17 protein-coding genes are annotated in these 19,527 nt (G+C 44.8%); 10 read left to right on the top strand and 7 right to left on the bottom strand.

What is annotated here, in order from left to right; all coding sequences use genetic code 11:
* Nucleotides 1–26: 26 nt before the first annotated feature.
* On the top strand, nt 27–983 hold the full coding sequence (locus ACS8E3_RS09625) for an energy transducer TonB (RefSeq protein WP_439243708.1): 957 nt from the start codon (nt 27–29) through the stop codon (nt 981–983).
* Between the two features lie 51 nt (nt 984–1,034).
* Entirely contained in the window at nt 1,035–1,910 is an 876-nt protein-coding gene (locus ACS8E3_RS09620) for a mechanosensitive ion channel family protein (RefSeq protein ID WP_439243705.1), read from the top strand.
* A gap of 163 nt (nt 1,911–2,073) precedes the next feature.
* Here ACS8E3_RS09620 and ybeY read toward each other — a convergent pair whose 3' ends face one another.
* Together ybeY and ACS8E3_RS09610 are read right to left on the bottom strand one after the other, a co-directional pair.
* Nucleotides 2,074–2,628, bottom strand: coding sequence for an rRNA maturation RNase YbeY (ybeY, locus tag ACS8E3_RS09615; protein WP_439243702.1), 555 nt, complete (start codon nt 2,626–2,628; stop codon nt 2,074–2,076).
* A gap of 133 nt (nt 2,629–2,761) precedes the next feature.
* Nucleotides 2,762–3,880, bottom strand: a complete 1,119-nt coding sequence (locus ACS8E3_RS09610) for a PhoH family protein (protein WP_439243699.1) — start codon at nt 3,878–3,880, stop codon at nt 2,762–2,764.
* Nucleotides 3,881–4,314: 434 nt separating this feature from the next.
* On the opposite strand from ACS8E3_RS09610, the gene ACS8E3_RS09605 reads away from it, so the two are divergent.
* From ACS8E3_RS09605 to ACS8E3_RS09590, 4 genes are all read left to right on the top strand, one after another.
* A complete protein-coding gene (locus tag ACS8E3_RS09605; RefSeq protein ID WP_439243697.1) occupies nt 4,315–5,613 on the top strand; it encodes a UbiH/UbiF/VisC/COQ6 family ubiquinone biosynthesis hydroxylase in 1,299 nt (432 codons plus the stop codon).
* Nucleotides 5,614–5,675: 62 nt separating this feature from the next.
* On the top strand, nt 5,676–6,956 hold the full coding sequence (locus ACS8E3_RS09600; protein ID WP_439243694.1) for an FAD-dependent monooxygenase: 1,281 nt from the start codon (nt 5,676–5,678) through the stop codon (nt 6,954–6,956).
* Between the two features lie 30 nt (nt 6,957–6,986).
* A complete protein-coding gene (locus tag ACS8E3_RS09595) occupies nt 6,987–7,736 on the top strand; it encodes an OmpA family protein (RefSeq protein WP_439243830.1) in 750 nt (249 codons plus the stop codon).
* Complete coding sequence (locus tag ACS8E3_RS09590; protein ID WP_439243691.1) at nt 7,733–8,341, top strand: OmpA family protein; 609 nt, start codon at nt 7,733–7,735, stop codon at nt 8,339–8,341. Before ACS8E3_RS09595 ends, ACS8E3_RS09590 begins: the two co-directional genes overlap by 4 nt.
* 116 nt (nt 8,342–8,457) lie before the next feature.
* Here the strand turns inward: ACS8E3_RS09590 and ACS8E3_RS09585 are convergent, their stop codons facing one another.
* From ACS8E3_RS09585 to nadA, 4 genes are all read right to left on the bottom strand, one after another.
* A complete protein-coding gene (locus ACS8E3_RS09585) occupies nt 8,458–9,369 on the bottom strand; it encodes a LysO family transporter (RefSeq protein WP_439243688.1) in 912 nt (303 codons plus the stop codon).
* A 326-nt stretch (nt 9,370–9,695) separates the two neighbouring features.
* Complete coding sequence (locus tag ACS8E3_RS09580) at nt 9,696–10,667, bottom strand: phosphatidate cytidylyltransferase (RefSeq protein ID WP_439243686.1); 972 nt, start codon at nt 10,665–10,667, stop codon at nt 9,696–9,698.
* Nucleotides 10,668–10,726: 59 nt separating this feature from the next.
* Complete coding sequence (nadB, locus tag ACS8E3_RS09575; RefSeq protein ID WP_439243684.1) at nt 10,727–12,604, bottom strand: L-aspartate oxidase; 1,878 nt, start codon at nt 12,602–12,604, stop codon at nt 10,727–10,729.
* 1 nt (nt 12,605) lies between these two features.
* Nucleotides 12,606–13,745, bottom strand: a complete 1,140-nt coding sequence (nadA, locus tag ACS8E3_RS09570) for a quinolinate synthase NadA (protein ID WP_439243681.1) — start codon at nt 13,743–13,745, stop codon at nt 12,606–12,608.
* Nucleotides 13,746–14,131: 386 nt separating this feature from the next.
* Between nadA and ACS8E3_RS09565 the strand changes: the two genes are divergently transcribed.
* The 4 genes from ACS8E3_RS09565 (at nt 14,132) to ACS8E3_RS09550 (ending at nt 18,676) form a co-directional block, all read left to right on the top strand.
* A complete protein-coding gene (locus ACS8E3_RS09565) occupies nt 14,132–15,136 on the top strand; it encodes an NUDIX hydrolase (protein ID WP_439243678.1) in 1,005 nt (334 codons plus the stop codon).
* 284 nt (nt 15,137–15,420) lie between these two features.
* Nucleotides 15,421–16,281 carry a carboxylating nicotinate-nucleotide diphosphorylase gene (gene nadC / locus ACS8E3_RS09560; protein WP_439243675.1) on the top strand — a complete coding sequence of 287 codons (861 nt, stop codon included), beginning with the start codon at nt 15,421–15,423 and terminating at the stop codon, nt 16,279–16,281.
* A gap of 178 nt (nt 16,282–16,459) precedes the next feature.
* Nucleotides 16,460–17,101, top strand: a complete 642-nt coding sequence (locus tag ACS8E3_RS09555; RefSeq protein WP_439243672.1) for a MarC family protein — start codon at nt 16,460–16,462, stop codon at nt 17,099–17,101.
* A gap of 192 nt (nt 17,102–17,293) precedes the next feature.
* On the top strand, nt 17,294–18,676 hold the full coding sequence (locus ACS8E3_RS09550) for an NAD(P)-binding domain-containing protein (RefSeq protein ID WP_439243670.1): 1,383 nt from the start codon (nt 17,294–17,296) through the stop codon (nt 18,674–18,676).
* A 157-nt stretch (nt 18,677–18,833) separates the two neighbouring features.
* Here the strand turns inward: ACS8E3_RS09550 and ACS8E3_RS09545 are convergent, their stop codons facing one another.
* Nucleotides 18,834–19,436: a LysE/ArgO family amino acid transporter gene (locus ACS8E3_RS09545; RefSeq protein WP_439243668.1), complete on the bottom strand. Its 603-nt coding sequence runs from the start codon at nt 19,434–19,436 to the stop codon at nt 18,834–18,836.
* Nucleotides 19,437–19,527: the final 91 nt, after the last annotated feature.

The following is a 19,527-nucleotide window of genomic DNA, read 5'->3' as shown; positions in this document are numbered from 1 at the left end:
ACAAACATTTGCTTGACGCTCGTGTTATGATAGCGCAATTATTTTTTATCTCATTATCCAGTTATCAGATTTATTGGTTTCAGCTGAGAGTGACTGTGGCGCATATCAAAGACTCACAAAGTTATCATTTCTCAAGCCAAGCGCCTACTCGCAGCTTTAGCATGCCGGTCGCGATTATTATCGCGCTTGGCGTGCATGTACTACTTATCTTCGGCATTAGCTTCTCGATGGGTAGTCATCCTGCAGCTATGATGCAGGATGTGGCAAAAGCGCTGACCGATAATATGCAGCCAAACGAAGATGCCTACTACATCGCTAATGCTTCGCAAATAGGCAGTGGTACCGTGATGGAACAAATTCGGCAAGAAAGCGCGCAAACCAGTCCACTCGCAGCTGAGCATATCAGCGAAACCCAAGATGTCATTAACCTGCAGCAGCAAGTGCGACAGCAGCAGTATCAAGAAAGCTACTTACGCACTACTTTGAGCTGGCGGCAAGCGAGTGACAATACAGATAACGATGAGCAGCAGGCAAAAGACGATATACGGGCGCAAGAGGCGCGTTTACGTAAACAGATCGCCACGCTAGAAGCACAGTTATCTCAGCGTCAGCAAGTCTATGCGACAAAATCCAAAGTAGTCACCCTCGATAGTAACTCAACCACGCGCGGCGCGGCGGCTGATTATATAGAGACTTTCCGTGATCATGTCGAGCGCGTAGGTAATCTGCATTATCCGAGACAGGCAAGAGCGCAAGGTATCACCGGTGAGGTGCGCTTGATGGTCATTATCAGTAGCGATGGCACTATTAAAGCCATCCGTTTACTTGAGAGCTCCAATTCCAATATTTTGGATGAAGCTGCTAAGCAATCTGTACGTCAAGCAGCGCCGTTTGGTGCGTTTACCGAAGATATGAGTGATATCGTTGAGCTCAGACTCATTCGCACTTACCGTTACAGTGATAAAATAGAAGTTACTTATTAAGCACACCTATTATTAATATTCATCGACAAGGTTATAAAGAGCAGAGTTATTATGGAATTTTTAGGATTTACTATTGACGTTGCGACATTGACGAGTAGTGCCATCGCTTTAGTGTTTAAAGTGGCTTTTGCACTACTAATCTTCATCATCGGCCGCTGGCTTGCCAGAAAACTAGTCACCTTTAGCAATCGCCTTATGGTGCGTAGCCATTTAGAGACAACAGCGGCCAATTTTTTGAGCCGACTGTTATACGGCGTATTATTGGTCATTATCACTTTAGCGGCGTTAAACCAAGTCGGCGTTCATACCACTTCTGTCGTTGCTATTTTAGGGGGCGCTGCCGTCGCTATTGGTCTAGCTTTAAAAGATCAACTCTCTAATTTTGCTGCGGGTATTATCATCGTCACTTTTAAACCTTTTATTAAAGGGGATTATGTACAGATTAGTGGCTATACCGGTACGGTAGCAGAGATTACGTTAGTCAATACTCATATGACTACGATTAACAACCATGACATTATTATACCCAATAGCGATATCACCACCTCAGCGGTTACGAACTATACCGCGCTACCTAATCGCCGCGTCGATATCACTATCGGAGTGGGCTATGATGCCAATATCAAAACCGCTAAAGATCTGATCTTGAGACTAGCCAAAGAAAACCCGGTCGCTTTTAGTGATCCTGAACCTATCGTACGAGTGACTAACTTAGGGGACAACTCAGTCGATCTAACCCTTAACGTTTGGACCACTAATGACGACTGGTGGGCGATGCAGTGCGATCTACTTGAACAGTTCAAAGAAGTGTTTGATAGTGAGAAAATCGATATTCCATTCCCGCAGCGCAGCGTACATATTAAGGGTCTTGATCAGATGATGAATAATATGGATCAATCGCAAAAGTTGCCAATGGACGAAAAATAATAAAAGAGCTTATCGATTTTAAGTATAGTCGATCCACTATAAAACAAACACAGTACTACTGGGATGAATTTTGCGCAGCATCGAAGGGACGCAGCACGCAAGGAAAATTTATACCAGTAGCACGCTGGCATAGCTGTATTCTTTTTATTTAGGATTAACTATATTAAGACAAATAGGGGTTAGGCAAATTAAGACGAGCTAAGATAGCAATCTCAAACTGCTCCATCTCGTCTTGCTCCGCTTGCCCCAGCTCGTGATCGAAGCCTAGCAAATGCAGGATGCCATGAATGACTAAATGGCTGATGTGCTGCGCTAGGCTTTTATGTTGCTCGCTTGCTTCACGCACTAGTACCTCATGACAGATAATCAGCTCGCCTAGTGGCAGCACTGGCATTAGATCGATAACGCTGGCTGGCAGCTCACTTGGATAAGAGAGAATATTGGTCGCATAGTCTTTACCGCGCGCCTCCAAATTGAGTGCTTTTCCTTCGCTCACATTAGTAATATAGATATCTAAGGCTTTGGGTTTACTTTGCCATACTGCCTCATCAATATCTACGAAGTAGGGTAGGGTCAAACCTTCTTTAATGCGCTCATCGATATGGGTCAAAGTCGCTGACAGGATATTGTGTAGTACTTCTTCGTTGTAAGACTCATCGATTAAATTGTCGTTAATACTGTCATTGACGCTGACATTTATTTCATTGAATTGATTCATTGTTTTAGCTCTGCTTTCAAATCTTTTTTCTTAAGTGTTTTCTTTAAGCATAAAAAACCAGACTACTAATGCTAATAGTCTGGTTGCAGTACGGTTCGTGACTATTTTTATCATTGAAAATTTAGCCGTATAATCAAAGCTTAGAAGCTGCATTAGCGATCGCTTGTTTACGTTCTTGCTCCGCTAAGCGCTGTTGTTTACGCTTCTCATCGATAATTAATTGTTCGCCATCGAAGATATCATAGGCTTCAACGATCTTTTGTACCAGATGATGACGTACCACATCTTTTGAGTCAAACTTAGTGATATGAATCTCTTCTATGCCGCTCAATATATCTAAGGCTTGTGCCAGACCTGATTTGGTACCACGTGGTAAGTCAACTTGCGAGATGTCGCCGGTGATAACGGCGCGCGAGCCAAAGCCTAAGCGGGTCAAAAACATCTTCATTTGCTCAGGAGTAGTGTTTTGCGCTTCATCCAAAATCACAAAGGAGTTATTCAACGTACGACCACGCATGTAGGCCAGCGGCGCAACTTCAATGATTTGGCGCTCAATCATTTTACCGACTTTTTCAAAGCCTAGCATCTCATAGAGTGCGTCATATAAAGGGCGTAAGTAAGGATCGATTTTTTGAGCTAAATCTCCTGGGAGAAAGCCTAGCTTTTCACCGGCTTCGACCGCTGGACGCACGAGCAAAATACGCTCAATCTCATTACGCTCTATCATATCGACCGCGCACGCTACCGCCAGATAGGTCTTACCGGTACCCGCAGGACCGATACCGAAGGAGACATCAGAGGTCAAGACGTTTTTGACGTAGCGCTGCTGATTGCCACCGCGTGGAATGATTTTGCCTTTACGAGTGCGCAGACTAATAGGCGTAAACTCGTCACTTGCATCTAAATCAGCATCATTTTCGCTATTATCAGCGTTAGCATTGTCTTTGTTATCTTGATCGTAAGCCATGTCCTCATCACGAGAAAGGCTGGCTTGAATAATAAGATGCAGCTCTTCGGCGCTGATATCTTTAGAGTTTTGCGCTTCGTCAACTAGCTTATATATAATGCGCTCGCCGCGCTCGACACCCGTGATATCGCCGCTAATACAAAAGTCGGTTTTGCGCTGGCTAATCTTGATATCGAGGCGCTCTTGAATATATTTGAGGTGCTTATTGTATTCACCCAAGACGGTTTTTAGTTGAGCTTGGGTCAAAAATTCAAATTTTATATTGCGGCTAATGGATTCAGTCAAGCGATTATCCTTGTAATAAAAGCCCTTCATTTAGTGGGCAAAAATAATTGAATAAGTTAATAGAGTTCCTTCATTATGGTTGATAATATTTTAAATTCAAGCCTTTGCCGCTATTGGTGGCGACTGTTTTGTATGTTGATTGCAACGATTCGAAGGAAGAGCTGACAGTAGCTATGTGCTAATAGAAGTATTAAATTAGCGCTGTCTATGAGTCGCCTAATAGCGCAACTGACAGTCGCGGTAAATAGCGTTAAGCTCACAGAGTTTATGATAATTTGTGGTAACCTATTGGCTATCTAATTCGCTTACGAATGCTTATGAATTGCTCCTTTAGTATTAACCTTCAAGCAAAAAATCAGTTAAAAATAATGATAAAAACTGAGGCTTTATTTTGAGTTAGTTTGAAATATTTTAGTTTTATAATAGGAATAATTATGCAAAACCCTGAACAACATAGCGCTAAGCTTAATATCAATCCTAAAGCCGTTACCGATCAACAAGTGCTTATCGCTGGTGGCGGTCATGTCGGCTTATCTTTTGCTCTTTTGCTTGCGCATCACGGCATCGCGAGTACCTTACTTGAGAAAAATAGCTATCCTGAGATCGGTCCCGAAGACGATGCCAAGCGTAGCCACTATCTAGACAGTCGTAATACCGCTTTGTCACGGCGAACGGTGCAGATCTATCAAGAGATAGGTCTGTGGGATGAGCTACAAAGCCATGCTTGCCGGATTGATGCGGTACAAATCAGTGAACAAGGCAGCTTTGGGCGCGCGCAGCTCAAAAAGGAAGAAGAAAATGTCGAGTCCTTTGGCCAAGTGATGGAAAACGCTTGGCTGGGCCGCAAGCTATTATTGGCTGCGCAGAACGAGGCACTGATTACTTTAATTGATAATGCTGATGTCATTGCCGTCGAGCAACAAGCGGATGGCGTCACTTTGACCTTTAACTATTATGATGGCAGTGAGGGTGAGCAGCAACTGCAAGGCAGCGTGTTGGTCGCTTGTGATGGGCGCGACTCTACGGTGCGTAAGCTTTTAGGAATAAGCACAACCGATTATGACTATGGGCAAACCGCTATCGTTGGTGTGGTCGAAACATCTATGCCGCATAATCATGTGGCGATTGAGCGCTTTAGCCCCGCTGGCCCCTTAGCCGTCCTACCACTAACTGATCCTGAAGGCGATGGCAATGATAAGTATCAAAAAGGCTATCGCCGTTCGGTGGTTTGGGTCTGCCCTAATGGCGAAGAGCAGCAATATTTAGAGGATGACGCGCATTTTTTGGCGACGCTACAGCAAGCGTTTGGCGAGCGCGCAGGCAGTTTTATCAAAACCGGTCGCCGCGGCGCTTATCCGTTGACACGAGTACTTGCTAACCAGCAAGTTAAAGACCGCTGCGTGATTATGGGCAATGCCGCACATACGCTACATCCAGTGGCAGGTCAGGGCTTTAACCTCTGTATGCGCGACGCTCATGTACTCGCAAAAATGCTAAACGAGCAAGTACAACAAGGCGCAGATATCGGTGATAAGCAGATGCTAAAGCGCTATGAAAAATCGCGCCAAAGCGATCAAAAACGGGTGATTCGCTTCTGTGATGCGGTGGTACATGGCTTTACCCATGCCAATCCAGCCATTAAGCTGGCGCGTAACGTCGCCTTAGTGGCTTTTGATAAGCTGCCTAATATCAAACCATTAGTCGCCACTTATGCGATGGGACTTAAGTCTTAGTTTGCTTTGCTAAAGTATGGATAGCTACTAAATCTAGGAAATATTGTATCTAGGAAGTATTTATGAAAAACAACCATAGCTTAATTATCGGTGGCGGTATCGTTGGTGCAACTTTAGCGCTAAAACTAGCACAAGCGAAAAGACCGGTTACTTTAGTCGATGCGACCTCCGAGCGCGATGAAGCGAATTGGCAACAAGCGTTAACTCAGCGTGATGCGCGGGTTTATGCGCTTAGTCTGGCCAGTATTAATCTACTCAAAGAAGTCGGCGCGTGGCAAAATATTCAGGCTAGCGGCCGTAAAGCCGATTACACTCAAATGCAGGTTTGGCAGCTTAATGGCTTAGGCGAGCTATTGTTTGGCGATAGTGATAATCATGATGGTGTTGATGAGGATAAGGTTAAGGCCGCCGCTATGCTCGGCAGTATGGTCGAGCCGTTAGTCATCGAGCGCGCCCTTTGGCAGCGCTTAGAAGATGAGGACGTTAGCGATTATCTAACGGTTATCAAAGGTCAAAAAGTGGTTGATATGGACTGGCTAGGGGCTGAGCAAGGCTATCAAGTAACATTGGAGAATGGCGAAAGGATTAGCGCAAATTTGCTAGTGGGCGCTGACGGTCGCGGCTCGTTTGTCCGCAAACAAGCGGCTATTGAGCTTGATACTTTGGACTATCAGCAAACGGCGATTTGCTGTGCGATTCAGACTGCAAAGCCGCATCAAGCGACTGCCCGCCAAGCCATGCTACCTACTGGGACGCTAGCGTTATTACCGTTAGCCGATATCACTGATGAGGACAAGGCCAATCCACAACATTGGCAGTCAATCGTCTGGACACTACCACGCAATCAAGCGCTAGCGTTACTAGCAGAAGAGCCAGACTATATCGCTGATAAACTCGCTGCTGCGAGCAATTACGAGCTTGGTGCTATTCAAAAGATAGAATCTATCGCCAGCTTCCCATTAGCCGCGCAGCAAGCCAAAAGCTATATTGCGGATAATCTGGTCTTGATAGGAGACGCGGCACATGGCGTCCATCCACTCGCCGGACAAGGTCTCAATCTTGGCATGCTCGACGTCAAGGCACTATTTGCGCAATTAGAGTACGACTATCAGCGCAGCGGTAATACCCTATGGGGCAGCGCGCAGACGCTACGCACGTATGAGCGCTTGCGTCGTCCGCATAATAGCCTGATGATGCATAGCTTTTCCGCGCTGAATTGGCTGTTTGCTGGCGAGCTTGCGCAAACGCGTCCAATTCAGCAACTGCGTAGCGAAGGTATGTATCGGGTGGGCAAGATTAAGCCTTTGATGCGTCTGTTTGCGAGGCAGGCGAGTGGGGTTTAGGGTGTAAATTTAACTAAAGAGTAAAGTGTGATGAATAAGTCATGGATGACAATAGGTATTATATTCGGCGCTTTGACATTGCCAGCATGTCAGACTCTTTCACTACCTTCTTCTAAGTCAAATTATGTCTCTAAAAGTTCTAATAGTTACGAAAGTGAAAATCATGAACCCCCTGTAACCTTAGTACCACCTATTCCAGATTCAGACTGTGATGGCGTTTTAGACCATATTGATTATTGTCCAAAAACACCCATCAACACTATTATTGATAAAAAAGGCTGCCCAATAGCAAAAAACTTAATGGGACCTCTTGCATTAGAAATTAAGACCTACTTTGAGCAGGGCAGCGCTAAGTTTTCGCGTGAAGGTTATGCTACAGATATAGATAATACTGCTGAAAAACTTATTGAATATGCTGAGTATGATTATTTACCTATAGTTATTTTAGGACATATCTCTATGCCTGAGGCGCAGCTCATGCAAGAGGTCGATGACAAGCAAGCTAATGGTAATTTTTTTATCAATGAACAACTGGCACAGAATCGTGCACAGCTTGTTAAAGACCGATTGATCAGCCGAGGTATCTCTGCCAGTAGAGTTTATACTTATGATTGTGGCACTCATTATCAGATTGCTGAAAATGATACTGAGGCGAATATACATATGAATCAGCGCGTATTTGGTTGGTCTGCTGTAGAGGATGAAAATTACATTGTTCGTACGCACAATTTAGAAGGTTATCAAGAAAAATGTAAAGCGTTCAATAGGGATAAACAATGAAAACTAAGCTGAAACTAGTAACAGTTGTAGTAAGTGCTTTAACTTTATCAGCCTGTCAGTCTTTATCTGAACCTATCTCAAGCAATCAAACAGGCCAAACTAGCAACATACCTGTAGCGACGATTAATAATGATAATGATAGTGATGGTGACGGCATCTCTGATGAATTGGATCAATGCCCAGCCACACCAATGAACGTAGTAGTAGATCGAAGAGGCTGTCCATTTACACCTATTGGTATAGGTCTAAAAATGGAATACCGAGCCTTTTTTGCAAAAGGAAGTAGTAAGCTATCACCAGAGTATCAGCTTGAGCTTGATAAAGTAGCCAAAAAATTGCAAGAGTACGAGACCGCAACTATGCGTATTGAGGGGCACGCTTCAGCAGATGAAGTAGATAAAAGCTCAGATGCAGAGTTACGACCAAATTCTCTAGCCAAAAATAGAGCGCTTATCGTCAAAAACTATCTAATAATGCAGCATCAAATTGATCCTAATCGTCTAAGTATCTTCAGTTATGATGCTGAACGGCCTATAGCCTCTTCTGATACTGAAGAAGGTAAGTCTATGAACCGCCGAGTTTATGGGCTAGCTCAAGAGCCTTAAAGCAACTTGTTTTATATCTCGACAAACGACTCATGTACAGATCAATACGTTAAATTTTAATTGAATTTTATATTGGTCTTACCCATTAGCTGAATTAGCGACTATTAAATCTTTACTTACCCCAACGCCGAAAACACCACCATCAACACCGGCGAGACGATATTAATAATAAAGCCAAAGCTAATCGCCAGTGGCACGACCTTGAGGCCGCCTGATTGCTGAATAATGGGTAAGGTAAAATCGAGACTCGTCGCGCCGCCGAGGCCCACTGAGGCAGACGGATATTTACGCATAAACACCGGTATAAATATCAGCGCAAAGAACTCACGGATTAAGTCATTAAATAACGCCACACTGCCCCAAATTGCGCCATAAGCTTCAGTCATGACGATAGCAGAGAGCGAATACCAACCAAAGCCTGACGCTAGTGCTAAGCCTTTGGTCCATGATACTTCGCTAAATAGCAATGCAAAAACGAGCCCGCCAACCAACACCGAAAAAGTGAAGATAACACTCATCTCCACCCCGCGCTTATTGAGTAGCACTTCTTTCAAAGTAATGCCTGAGCCTTTAAGGCCAATACCGACTAATAAAATCAAAATCATCAGCAGGACAGTCATGGTGTTTTCGGGTGGTAGATAGTTTTCGGGCAACAAATAACCAATGATCATACCTAGCATGACACAAAAAACTTGCGCTAAACTACCGCGAATACTGACCCGATGTTCTTTAGATTTAGCTACTGGTTTTTTGGCTTGCCAAGGTTTTAGGTGATCAAATAGCATCAAGCTAAATAGCCCAGTACCTATAGTCAATATTGACAATATAGTGACATACAGCGCAATCTCACCTATTTGACTGCCTAATCCTTCTACCTGCGACAGCTCAATCCCAATTAAGGTGAGGATAATAAACACCAAATAAGACAAACCTTTATCAGCGAGGGTTGTCATCTTGGGATTAGAAGGAATGGCAAAGCCAATGAACATCGGCATTAACACTAAGACAAGGGTGATCAGGCTTTGCATAGGACAGGCTCGAAATAGCAGGTACTGTTGAACATTTACAACGTTTTTACAAGCCGGCAATTGTACCATAATAAGGAATGAATTTAGCGGATAAAAACGGCTATAGTGGTCAGACGCTAGTTACTTTGCGAAGTATTTGAGGCCATGAAATATACAAAACTGTGCATTTTCAATAAATAATAAACGTAAAAAAGCCATAGGAAGCCAAAGCATTCCTCAGTTAGTAGTCGTGGATAGTACTAGAGGTAAAGGTCTGGCTTTGGCTTTACAGCACAGAACCAACAGCTGGCAGATGACTGTGGTCGTCATAGTAATGCTAAGCCCAATTATCCTAATAACCAATAAGCCACCGTAAATATCGGTACGCCAAGCAATAAACTATCGATACGATCTAATACGCCGCCATGTCCTGCTAACATAGTGCCAGTATCTTTGACCCCATGTTGGCGCTTAAAAGCGGACTCTAACAAGTCGCCTGCGATACCACTAACCGCAAGACCATAAGCGCTAAGCAGGCAAATCCACCAGGCAAATGGCGTCAACCAAACTCCTAACAGGCTAGCTAATAGCGCTGCTAATAGACTACCAAAAAAAGCCCCTTCGATACTTTTATTTGGACTAATCCTAGGAGCAAGGCCACGTTTGAAGAATTTACCTTTGAATAGCTTGCTACATAAATACTGAGCAATGTCGTTAAATTGACTGGCGAATAGCACAAATAACAACACCCCATATTGGCTGCGGTGCCAAGTCAGCTGTTGTAGAAAGACTAGACTGACAATGAGCAAAATAAAAGCGCCACTAAAGAGCCCGTCTAGTAGATTGAGATAGATATAAGGCTGGGTGTTGCTGCTAGCAAGAGGGTCATTAGTAGTATGAGAGCCAGAAGTGCTATTAGAGAATGTGCTGCTTGAGGCTTCTGCTATCAGCTGTTTTTGAGAGACGGGTAATGCTAAGGCATTGGACTGTAAACCACGGGCTTGTAGCTTACTAATCAGTCGGGATTTACTCTCGGAGCGCCACAGACGGCTGATCTCATAGCTACCGCGTAAACCAATGAGCACAAAAAAGCCCACTAACAGCCACTGATAAGGATAATTACTATCGAAGCGATGACTACTGCTGTTTATTTTGGCGATAAGATAGCAGCTGCATAAGGCGGCAAGCATCCACCACCAAGAGCGCGCAATGAGATAAATCGTAGGCAAACGAGCACGTAGCTTCGGTATCGCTAGCAGAGCCCAAACCGAGCTGACGGTAAGCATAAGTAAGATAACAAATAGCGTATCAGTGCTCATTGATGACTCACTCTGTAAGATATTGTATCTTTAACTTACTATACTAGATAAGGCAGCGATTAAATAGGGGCAAGCGTCGCTAAAGACTCATCAGAACCACTATTAGCAAGTATTGACTCAGGAGCATTTATATTTATACAGTGATGGGCGGTTTGCTGAGTGATAAACCTATCATCGGTATGTGGCTGAATAACGCTGACTAGAGGCTTGTCAGCCAAAGTAGGGTAGTCTTGACGATAATGACCACCGCGGCTCTCCTGACGCTGCAGTGCTGCTTGAATGATCAAAGTCGCTAGCTGTAATTGACGCGTTAGCTGAAAAGTGCTGAGGTTTTTTGAAGTTATTAAGCCGTTATTCTCGGCAGGATTTTTGCGCTCACCACTGTGGTTCACTTTTGAAAGTTTAAATCTTTTTTGCCACTGCTGTAATTGCAGCAAAGCTTGCTCAAGACAGCAGGCATCGCGGACAATACCCATATTATTGGTCATCAGCGCTTTTAGTTGCAGAGAAGTATCATCGGTATGCAAATCGTCAACATTCGCATCAATATCAGTAACTGCATTAGCAGACTGATGAAAAAGAGTATCTTCTGAGATTTTGATAGATTGGACGTTTGCGACAGTAGGCGTAGACCAGATATGATCAGTCAAATAGCGTGGTAGGTGTTTAGCGATTTTACGACCAACGACGATACATTCTAATAGCGAATTACTAGCTAGACGATTGGCGCCGTGCAGACCGGTATATGCCACTTCACCAGCTGCGTATAATCCGGGTACATCGCTCAAACCTTGATTGCAGGTGACGATACCACCGCAGCTATAATGGGCAGTTGGCGCGACGGGAATAGGATCAGTAGTAATATCTATTCCTAACGTTAGCAGCGTTTGATAGATCTGCGGAAAGTGCTCACGCAAAAATGGCGCGGGCAAGTGACTGACCTCTAAGTGCACGTAGCCTAAGCCATTATTACTGATTTGCTCGGCAATAGCGCGGGCGACGATATCACGCGGGGCTAACTCAGCACGCTCATCAACCTCTAGCATAAAGCGTTGGCCGGTTATCGGACAATATAAACGGCCGCCTTCACCGCGCAGCGCTTCAGATATTAAGAAGCTCGACTTACCCAAAGCAAGGCCTGTCGGATGAAACTGCACAAATTCTAAATTGGCCAATCGGCAACCGGCTTGCCACGCCATTACCACACCATCACCGACACAGATATCGGGAGCGCTGGCACGAGCGAAAAGTTGACCTAGGCCGCCGCTAGCCATCACTACTGCCTTACTATAAATGGTCCGTTGGCACTGGTTGTTATGATCAAAAACGACAGCGCCTTGGCAGTGATTATTTTTTTCGTCAACTAATAAACTTAAAGCTTCATGAAACTCTAAGATAGTAATATTGCTAGCCGCTTGCGCTTGAATGGTCAAGGCTTCCATCACATAGCGACCGGTCGCATCGTCTGCATGCGCCACTCGCCGACAACCATGCCCGCCTTCTTGGGTTAAATGCAGGTCATCAGTTGTCAGATTGGGCTGTATACGAGAGGCGGTATTGCTACTGTTAGCTAATTGCGTAAAAGGCACGCCTTGCTCGCATAACCATTGCACTGCCTGTTTTCCAGCTTTTAGAATACTCGCGGTACTATCCGCCGCGCACAGTCCAGCACCAGCGATTAAGGTGTCTTTGATATGGTCATCAAAGCTATCGTCTTTAGCTAAGCTAGCAGCGATACCGCCTTGGGCATAATGACTAGAGCAAGCTTGTAGTTCCGCCTTACTCAAGACCGTGATGCTTAGCGATTTTGGCAAAGCTAATGCTGTGCTAAGACCTGCCAATCCTGCCCCTATGATCAATACTTCAGTATGCATAGTATTATCAAAGAGATTGTTTTTAGACAAAATGTTCTGCTTAGCATCAAGGCTATCAGTCATGTTACGCGGCTCCCACTTTTGCAAATAGCGGCCGGTCTTTAACCAGATCACCGCTAGCGGCTACTCGTTGTTTTTTAGCCTCGGCAAAATCTAGCATCCGTTGTAGCGGTTTGCTAGCCGCTGCCGCTAATTCCTCTGACAGCGTGACTTCGCCGCTATTATTAAGCAGGCATTGTTCGATGCCTAGCAGACCGTTCATCGCCATCCAAGGACAAAAAGCACAGCTCTTACAGCTGGCGCTTTCACCGGCGGTCGGCGCAGCTAAGAAGCGCTTATTAGGCGAGCGCTTTTGCATCTCATGCAAAATACCTAGATCGGTTGCGACAATGAAAGTATCGGCATCCAGCTCATAAGTCGCCTGCAACAGCTTACTGGTTGAGCCGACCACATCAGCGAGCGCAACCACGCTATCAGGGGATTCAGGATGGACTAAGACCTTTGCTTCAGGATATTCTGCCTTGAGCTGATTGAGCTCAGTTGCTTTAAATTCATTATGGACTAAGCATGAGCCTTGCCAAAGCAGCATATCTGCGCCTGTCTCACGCGCGATATATTTGCCCAAATGCCGATCAGGGCCCCAGATTATTTTTTCACCTTGCTCGTGTAAATGACGAATGATATCGATGCCGACAGAGGAAGTCACCACCCAATCGGCACGCGCCTTCACAGCGGCGCTAGTATTGGCATAGACCACTACGGTACGATCAGGATGCGCGTCACAAAAGGCGGAGAATTCATTGACAGGGCAGCCCAAATCAAGCGAACATTCGGCTTCTAGGTCTGGCATTAGTACTGTCTTTTCCATGCTCAAAATCTTGGCAGACTCGCCCATAAAGCGCACGCCTGCGACGATGAGAGTCTGAGCGCTATGCGCTTGACCGAAGCGTGCCATCTCCAATGAGTCGCCTACGCAGCCACCAGTGGCTAATGCCAAATCTTGAATAAAGGGATCGACGTAGTAATGCGCCACCAATACCGCGTTGTGCTCAAGCAAGAGCTGTTTAATGTTAGCTTCAACTTGTAGACGCTGAGCGTGCGGCAAGTCAGCAGGTATTTTTGCTTTGGCGTAGTCGATATTGGTTTGTATCGCCATACGCTTGTCAGCGCTTAGTACTGGTGCGTCATAGGGATAAGCTTTCATAAGGGTGAGCCTTATTATAAAAATATTTGATTAATGAAGGGATTAGAATTGGGTAGATAGCTATCTCAAGTAAGGAATGTTTTATATTATGCTCATTTTGAGCATAAATACAAGTATTTTTTATAGTGTAATTTTGCCTGGTTGTTTTGAAGCCTTTTAGATAAGGGCTTATTTAGCGAGATAGAATTACAACCTGAGACTAGGATAGTCAGCAAATCGCGTTATACTGCTATAAGATAATGAGTTGTCCACATCAGAATTTGCATCAGCATTAAATGGAAGTTAAACAGTGAATTCTAAATAAAAATTCATCCCAGTAGCACTGTATTTATTTTATAGTGGATCGGCTATAAACGAAGTTTGTTAAAGGGTAAAAATATAAAACTATGACGTTGTCCTATTCACATGCGCATAAGGAAGGTAGTGGTACTACTGAGGTCGTGGCAGTACTGATAACTATCGCTGATAATACCGCGCAAGTCCTCACTGTCGATCAAGGTAAGCTGTTACCTAACGGACCTTTGATGCCTCTGCATCGCTCGCTACAAGCCGGCGTGCGCCAATGGGTGGAGGAGCAAACGCAGCAGCCGTTAGGGTATTTAGAGCAGCTTTATACCTTCGTCGATACCAATAGGCGTAATGAAGATGGTCATGCTTTGGTCTATGTCAGCTATCTAGGTTTGGTACAGGAGCGGCAAGCCAAGCAAGCGCAGAGCCAAGCAAGCTGGCAGGATTGGTACGATTATTTTCCATGGGAAAATCACTTAGCAGGCACGCCAGAGATTATTATTAATCTGATCCTACCGGCGTTATATACGTGGGCCGATAGCGCAGAGGACGAGGCGATACGGCAGAGACGGCACCAGCGTATCGGTCTATGTTGGGGTGTCGGTCAAATTGATGAAAGCCATAACAACAAAGCAAAAACCAGTAACGCTGATACAAGCGACTGGGTAGCAGAGCATGTACTGCTACGTTATGAGATGCTCTACGAGGCTGACTTAGTACCAGAAGCGCCAAACTATCAGCCAAATAAGCTCGCTGCTAACTGGACACAACAGATAGGCTTACCGATGTATTATGACCATCGCCGAGTCATTGCTACCGCCATCTCAAGGTTGCGCGCCAAGATAGAATATCGCCCGCTCATCTTTGGTCTCATGCCAGATAGCTTTACCTTATCTCATTTACAGCAAAGCGTTGAAGCACTATCGGGTATGCGTCTGCATAAACAGAACTTTCGGCGCTTACTAGAGTCGCAAAACCTTGTCATGCCTACAGGGGAGAGTAGTAGCGCCCAGCGCGGCCGTCCAGCGAAGCTCTATCGGTTTTGCCACGATATAGAACTGCAAAGTTTGCTTATGGATAGCAAGCTACCTAAGCGAAAGTGACTCTATACCCAAGTGACTTTCTATAGTTAATTCTAAGTAAAAAGACTGCAGCTATCGTAGCACTGTATTTATTTTATAGTGGATCGGCTATACCTTAGACGCAATCTGTATCGTTAGTGATTTTGATGTCTTTATTCATCGTATGATTTTTTGGCTCAAAACTTTTTTGTTGAAAATAAAGGTGCATTACGCTATATTTATGCTCATTTTGAGTTTAAGTGTCTAGCGCTTATGTTAAGCGTTTAGATTTTTAGACTTTTAACAAGCATAGGATAGAGCAAACGATGAATACTCACTTAGAGCCTGCGCTGGATAAAGTACTGCTTGAACCATTAGTACAAGCCGCGTTAATAGAGGATTTAGGTCGGCGCGGTGATGTGACCTCGCAAGCTACGATTCCCGCTGATAAACAAGCAAAGCTACAGATTCGGGCGCGGCAAGCCGGGGTAATCTGCGGCATGGACGTAGCCAGGTTGTCGTTTGCTGCGATCGATGAGCAGATAGAGTTTGTCGCGCACGTCCATGATGGTGAGCGTGTCGCCGCAGGTACGGTATTAGCTATCGTCAGTGGTAACGCACGGCACTTGTTGACTGCGGAGCGTACGGCTTTGAATTTTCTAACTCATCTGAGCGGGATTGCTAGCGCCACTCAGCAAATCGTCGATAGCGTCGCAGAGTATCCCGCGCAAATCACTTGTACACGCAAGACGATTCCGGGTCTACGTACCCTACAAAAGTATGCCGTGCGCTGCGGCGGTGGTCGCAATCATCGTTTAGGCTTAGATGATGCGATCTTAATCAAAGATAATCATATTGCCATCGCCGGCGACATCCAAACGGCGATCAAGCAAGCGCAGGATTTTGCTGGTCATCTCATTCCGATCGAGGTGGAGGTCGATACCTTAGAGCAGTTGCAGCTCGCATTAGACGCTGGCGTCAGCTTAGTGCTACTCGATAATATGAATCCCGATGCTTTAGCTAGAGCAGTGGCTATGTGCCAAGGCCGCGCTAAGACCGAAGCCTCTGGCGGCATCACTCCTGAAACCGTACAAGCGGCGGCGAAGACGGGGGTTGATTTTATCGCCATGGGCTATTTAACTCATAGCACGACCGCGCTAGATATCGGCTTAGATTTTAGCGCTTAAGCAACTAGCGATGCCTTAATTAGTATCTTAAAATGAAACACTTAAAGGCAGTTAGTGATTTATTTCGCTTCTCTTCCTATGATATAATAGCGCCATTGAAAAAACACGGGGTCATCGCTGCAATCGCACGATGGCCTTATCTTTTGCCCGATGTTTATCCAAAACAAGCGAGCGCGCCGTGAATACTGAAATTATCAAAATTATCTTAGCTTTTTTGGTGCTGATTAATCCTTTTAGCGCCTTGACCTTATTTTTAGATTTGACTCGCGGTTATTCGATGATTAATCGCCGCAAAGTTGCGCGCATCGCTTGTTTAACTATTTTTATTACTATCAGCTTTTTTACCTTAGTGGGTGAGACTCTACTAAAAGCTTTGGGTATCTCCATCGGCTCGTTTCAACTGGCGGGTGGTATTTTGGTGTTTTTAATTGCCCTCAATATGATGAACGGCGAGGGTAATCCGGTTAAGCCCGATCAAGAGAACTTCGATGTCGATCATGTGCAGAATGCACCGCCGACGACAGCTGCAGCAGTGGTGCCACTAGCCATTCCGATGATGATTGGGCCTGGCGGTATCTCCACCGTGATCATCTACTCCTCGCAAGTGTCTGGCGTTCTGCAGATATCTGCTATCCTCATAGCCGGCGTGCTGATCAGTATCTTTTGTTATTTAGCATTAATGGCAGCTGGCCGCATTAGCCGCTTATTAGGCGATACTGGACTTAATATTATGAGCCGAATTATGGGTATGCTCTTGGCGGCCGTTTCAATTGAAATCATCGTCAATGCTCTGCGTAGCCTGTTTCCTGTTCTATTATAGCTATTCTATCAATTCGTTTATCAGCTCATTTATTAGCGCACTTGTTGATTGATAACGCTTCATGCCTCTGTCTGTTGCCATACGAATTATCCTGCCTTAAGCCCCTGATCCATGACAAAGTAGAGCGGCTAAAAACATGAATTATAAAAACATGTTATAGTAGTGCTCCACTATTATCAGCAGGAGTAAATCTTGAACAAGAAAAAAATTGCTATATTAGGTGCAGGTCCAAGCGGTTTGGCACAATTACGTGCCTTTGAAGCGGCGCGTTTAGCAGGCGCTAAGGACTTACCAGAAATTGTATGTTATGAAAAACAAAATGCCATTGGTGGCATGTGGAACTATAACTGGCGTACTGGCCTAGATAGAAATGGTGAACCCGTTCACGGCAGTATGTATCGCTACTTATGGTCGAATGGCCCCAAAGAATGCTTAGAGTTTGCCGATTATTCGTTTGAAGAGCATTTTGGCGAGCCTATTCCGTCATATCCACCGCGCGAAGTCCTAAAAGACTACATCATGGGGCGCATTGATAAGCAAAATATCCAAAAATATATCCGTTTTGAGTGCCCAGTACGTTGGGTAACTTTCGATGATGAAACCAAGCTATTTACTGTGACGGTAATGAATCACAAGACCGGCGAGCAAGAAGTCGGCGAGTTTGATTATGTGGTGGTCGCGACAGGTCATTTTTCCACCCCGAATATGCCTTATTTTGAAGGACTAGAAGCCTTCCCAGGCCGCGTGTTGCACGCCCATGACTTCCGTGATGCTTTAGAGTTTAAAGATGAAGAGATCTTACTCATCGGTAGTAGCTATTCTGCCGAAGATATCGGCACTCAGTGCTATAAATATGGCACTAAATCGGTCACTATCAGCTATCGTACTCAAGCGCTTGGTTATGACTGGCCTGAAGGTATTAGCGAGAGGCCACTAGTGACGCATTTCGAAGACGATGTGGCGCATTTCGCTGATGGTACGAGTAAGCGCTTTGATGCGATTATTATGTGTACTGGCTATTTGTTCCATTTCCCTTTCTTGCCAGACGAATTACGTTTGCAGACGCATAACTGTCTGTATCCGGCCAATCTTTATAAGGGTATCTTTTGGCAGCCAAACCCGCAGCTTATCTATTTAGGTATGCAGGATCAGTACTTCACCTTTAATATGTTTGACGCGCAAGCGTGGTACGCCCGCGATGTCATCATGGGTGATATCGAATTACCAGATCTTGAGACTCGTCAAGCAGACGAAGAAAAATGGCTCGCCACTTATGCTAAGTCAGTGACGGTCGATGATTCTATTGACTTTCAAGCAGCCTATATCCGCGATCTCAATAACGCGACCGACTATCCTGAATTTGCAGTCGAAAAGCAAGCAGATATCTTAAAGCAGTGGCAGAAGGATAAAGCGGAAGATATCATGAGATTCAGAGAAAAAGCTTACCGCTCCACGCTTACTGGTACGCTAGCACCAGAGCTACCAGAGCCATGGTTAGATATCACTGACGATTCGCTAGAGCACTTTTTGAACCTGAGCTTTATCAAGTCTAAAAAGCATAAAAAAGCGTCCTAGCTGCAGTTATAGCTAAAGCTAAAGGATTTCATTCATAGACTTGAGTGTTTTTTCATTAGCTATTGATTGGATCATGCGAGAACCAAACATACTGACATAGTGTGTTTGGTTTTTTTATGGCTGATTATAATAGTTATAAGAAGAGGCTTGTAAAATACTAACTGTTATATAAATGCCACGCCAGATAAAGCATCAATAGTCCGACTAAGGCATCGAGTATATTCCAAGCCTTAGGTTTAGCAAATAGCGGCCGTAGTAGCTGTGCACCATAGCCTAGTGCAAAAAAGAACACAAAAGAAGCGCTGACGGCTCCAAGAGCAAAGGTTAATTTGCTACTAGCACCGGTTGAAACCATGCCCACTAGCACCAAAGTATCTAAGTAGACGTGCGGATTAAGCCAAGTAAAACCGATGCACAGTAGCAGTGCTTTTTTTAGGCTGCCTATTGCTTGTCCTTCTATATTTAGAGCGTGCGATAATTTTGCACTAGCATAAAGGCTTTGCAGTCCATAAGCGACTAAAAACACCACGCCTGCGAATTTTGCGATAGTCACAACTTGCGGGAAACGAGCCGTTACGGCGCCAAAGCCTGCGACACCCGCTGAAATAAGCAACGCATCACTGACGGCGCAGAACAGACAAATGAGAAACATATGCTCGCGTTTAAGCCCTTGTTTTAGAACAAAAGCATTTTGAGAACCGATGGCAATGATCAGTGATAGACCAAGGAAAAAACCGGAAAAATAGTCAGCAGCAATCATAAATAGGTCGTTAATTGATAAGTAGTATAAGTGGGCTGAAAGTCTTTATTGTTAGTATGAAACTAACCAGGTTGTTAAGGTATTAGGCCAC

Origin of the sequence: Psychrobacter sp. 2Y5, assembly GCF_051847375.1 — a bacterium.
GTDB lineage: Bacteria > Pseudomonadota > Gammaproteobacteria > Pseudomonadales > Moraxellaceae > Psychrobacter.
Note: the sequence above shows the minus strand (reverse complement) of the source record. Positions and strands in the feature narration are given on the sequence as shown.

Bases quoted from the DNA above. Each gene is read 5' to 3' on its own strand.
- ACS8E3_RS09590 (WP_439243691.1), top strand. From the start codon at position 7,733: ATGAAAACTAAGCTGAAACTAGTAACAGTTGTAGTAAGTGCTTTAACT.
- nadB (WP_439243684.1), bottom strand. From the start codon at position 12,604: ATGACTGATAGCCTTGATGCTAAGCAGAACATTTTGTCTAAAAACAAT.
- ACS8E3_RS09545 (WP_439243668.1), bottom strand. From the start codon at position 19,436: ATGATTGCTGCTGACTATTTTTCCGGTTTTTTCCTTGGTCTATCACTG.
- ACS8E3_RS09605 (WP_439243697.1), top strand. From the start codon at position 4,315: ATGCAAAACCCTGAACAACATAGCGCTAAGCTTAATATCAATCCTAAA.
- ACS8E3_RS09580 (WP_439243686.1), bottom strand. From the start codon at position 10,667: ATGAGCACTGATACGCTATTTGTTATCTTACTTATGCTTACCGTCAGC.
- nadC (WP_439243675.1), top strand. From the start codon at position 15,421: ATGAATACTCACTTAGAGCCTGCGCTGGATAAAGTACTGCTTGAACCA.
- ACS8E3_RS09620 (WP_439243705.1), top strand. From the start codon at position 1,035: ATGGAATTTTTAGGATTTACTATTGACGTTGCGACATTGACGAGTAGT.
- ACS8E3_RS09595 (WP_439243830.1), top strand. From the start codon at position 6,987: ATGAATAAGTCATGGATGACAATAGGTATTATATTCGGCGCTTTGACA.
- ACS8E3_RS09565 (WP_439243678.1), top strand. From the start codon at position 14,132: ATGACGTTGTCCTATTCACATGCGCATAAGGAAGGTAGTGGTACTACT.
- ACS8E3_RS09585 (WP_439243688.1), bottom strand. From the start codon at position 9,369: ATGCAAAGCCTGATCACCCTTGTCTTAGTGTTAATGCCGATGTTCATT.
- ybeY (WP_439243702.1), bottom strand. From the start codon at position 2,628: ATGAATCAATTCAATGAAATAAATGTCAGCGTCAATGACAGTATTAAC.
- nadA (WP_439243681.1), bottom strand. From the start codon at position 13,745: ATGAAAGCTTATCCCTATGACGCACCAGTACTAAGCGCTGACAAGCGT.
- ACS8E3_RS09625 (WP_439243708.1), top strand. From the start codon at position 27: ATGATAGCGCAATTATTTTTTATCTCATTATCCAGTTATCAGATTTAT.
- ACS8E3_RS09600 (WP_439243694.1), top strand. From the start codon at position 5,676: ATGAAAAACAACCATAGCTTAATTATCGGTGGCGGTATCGTTGGTGCA.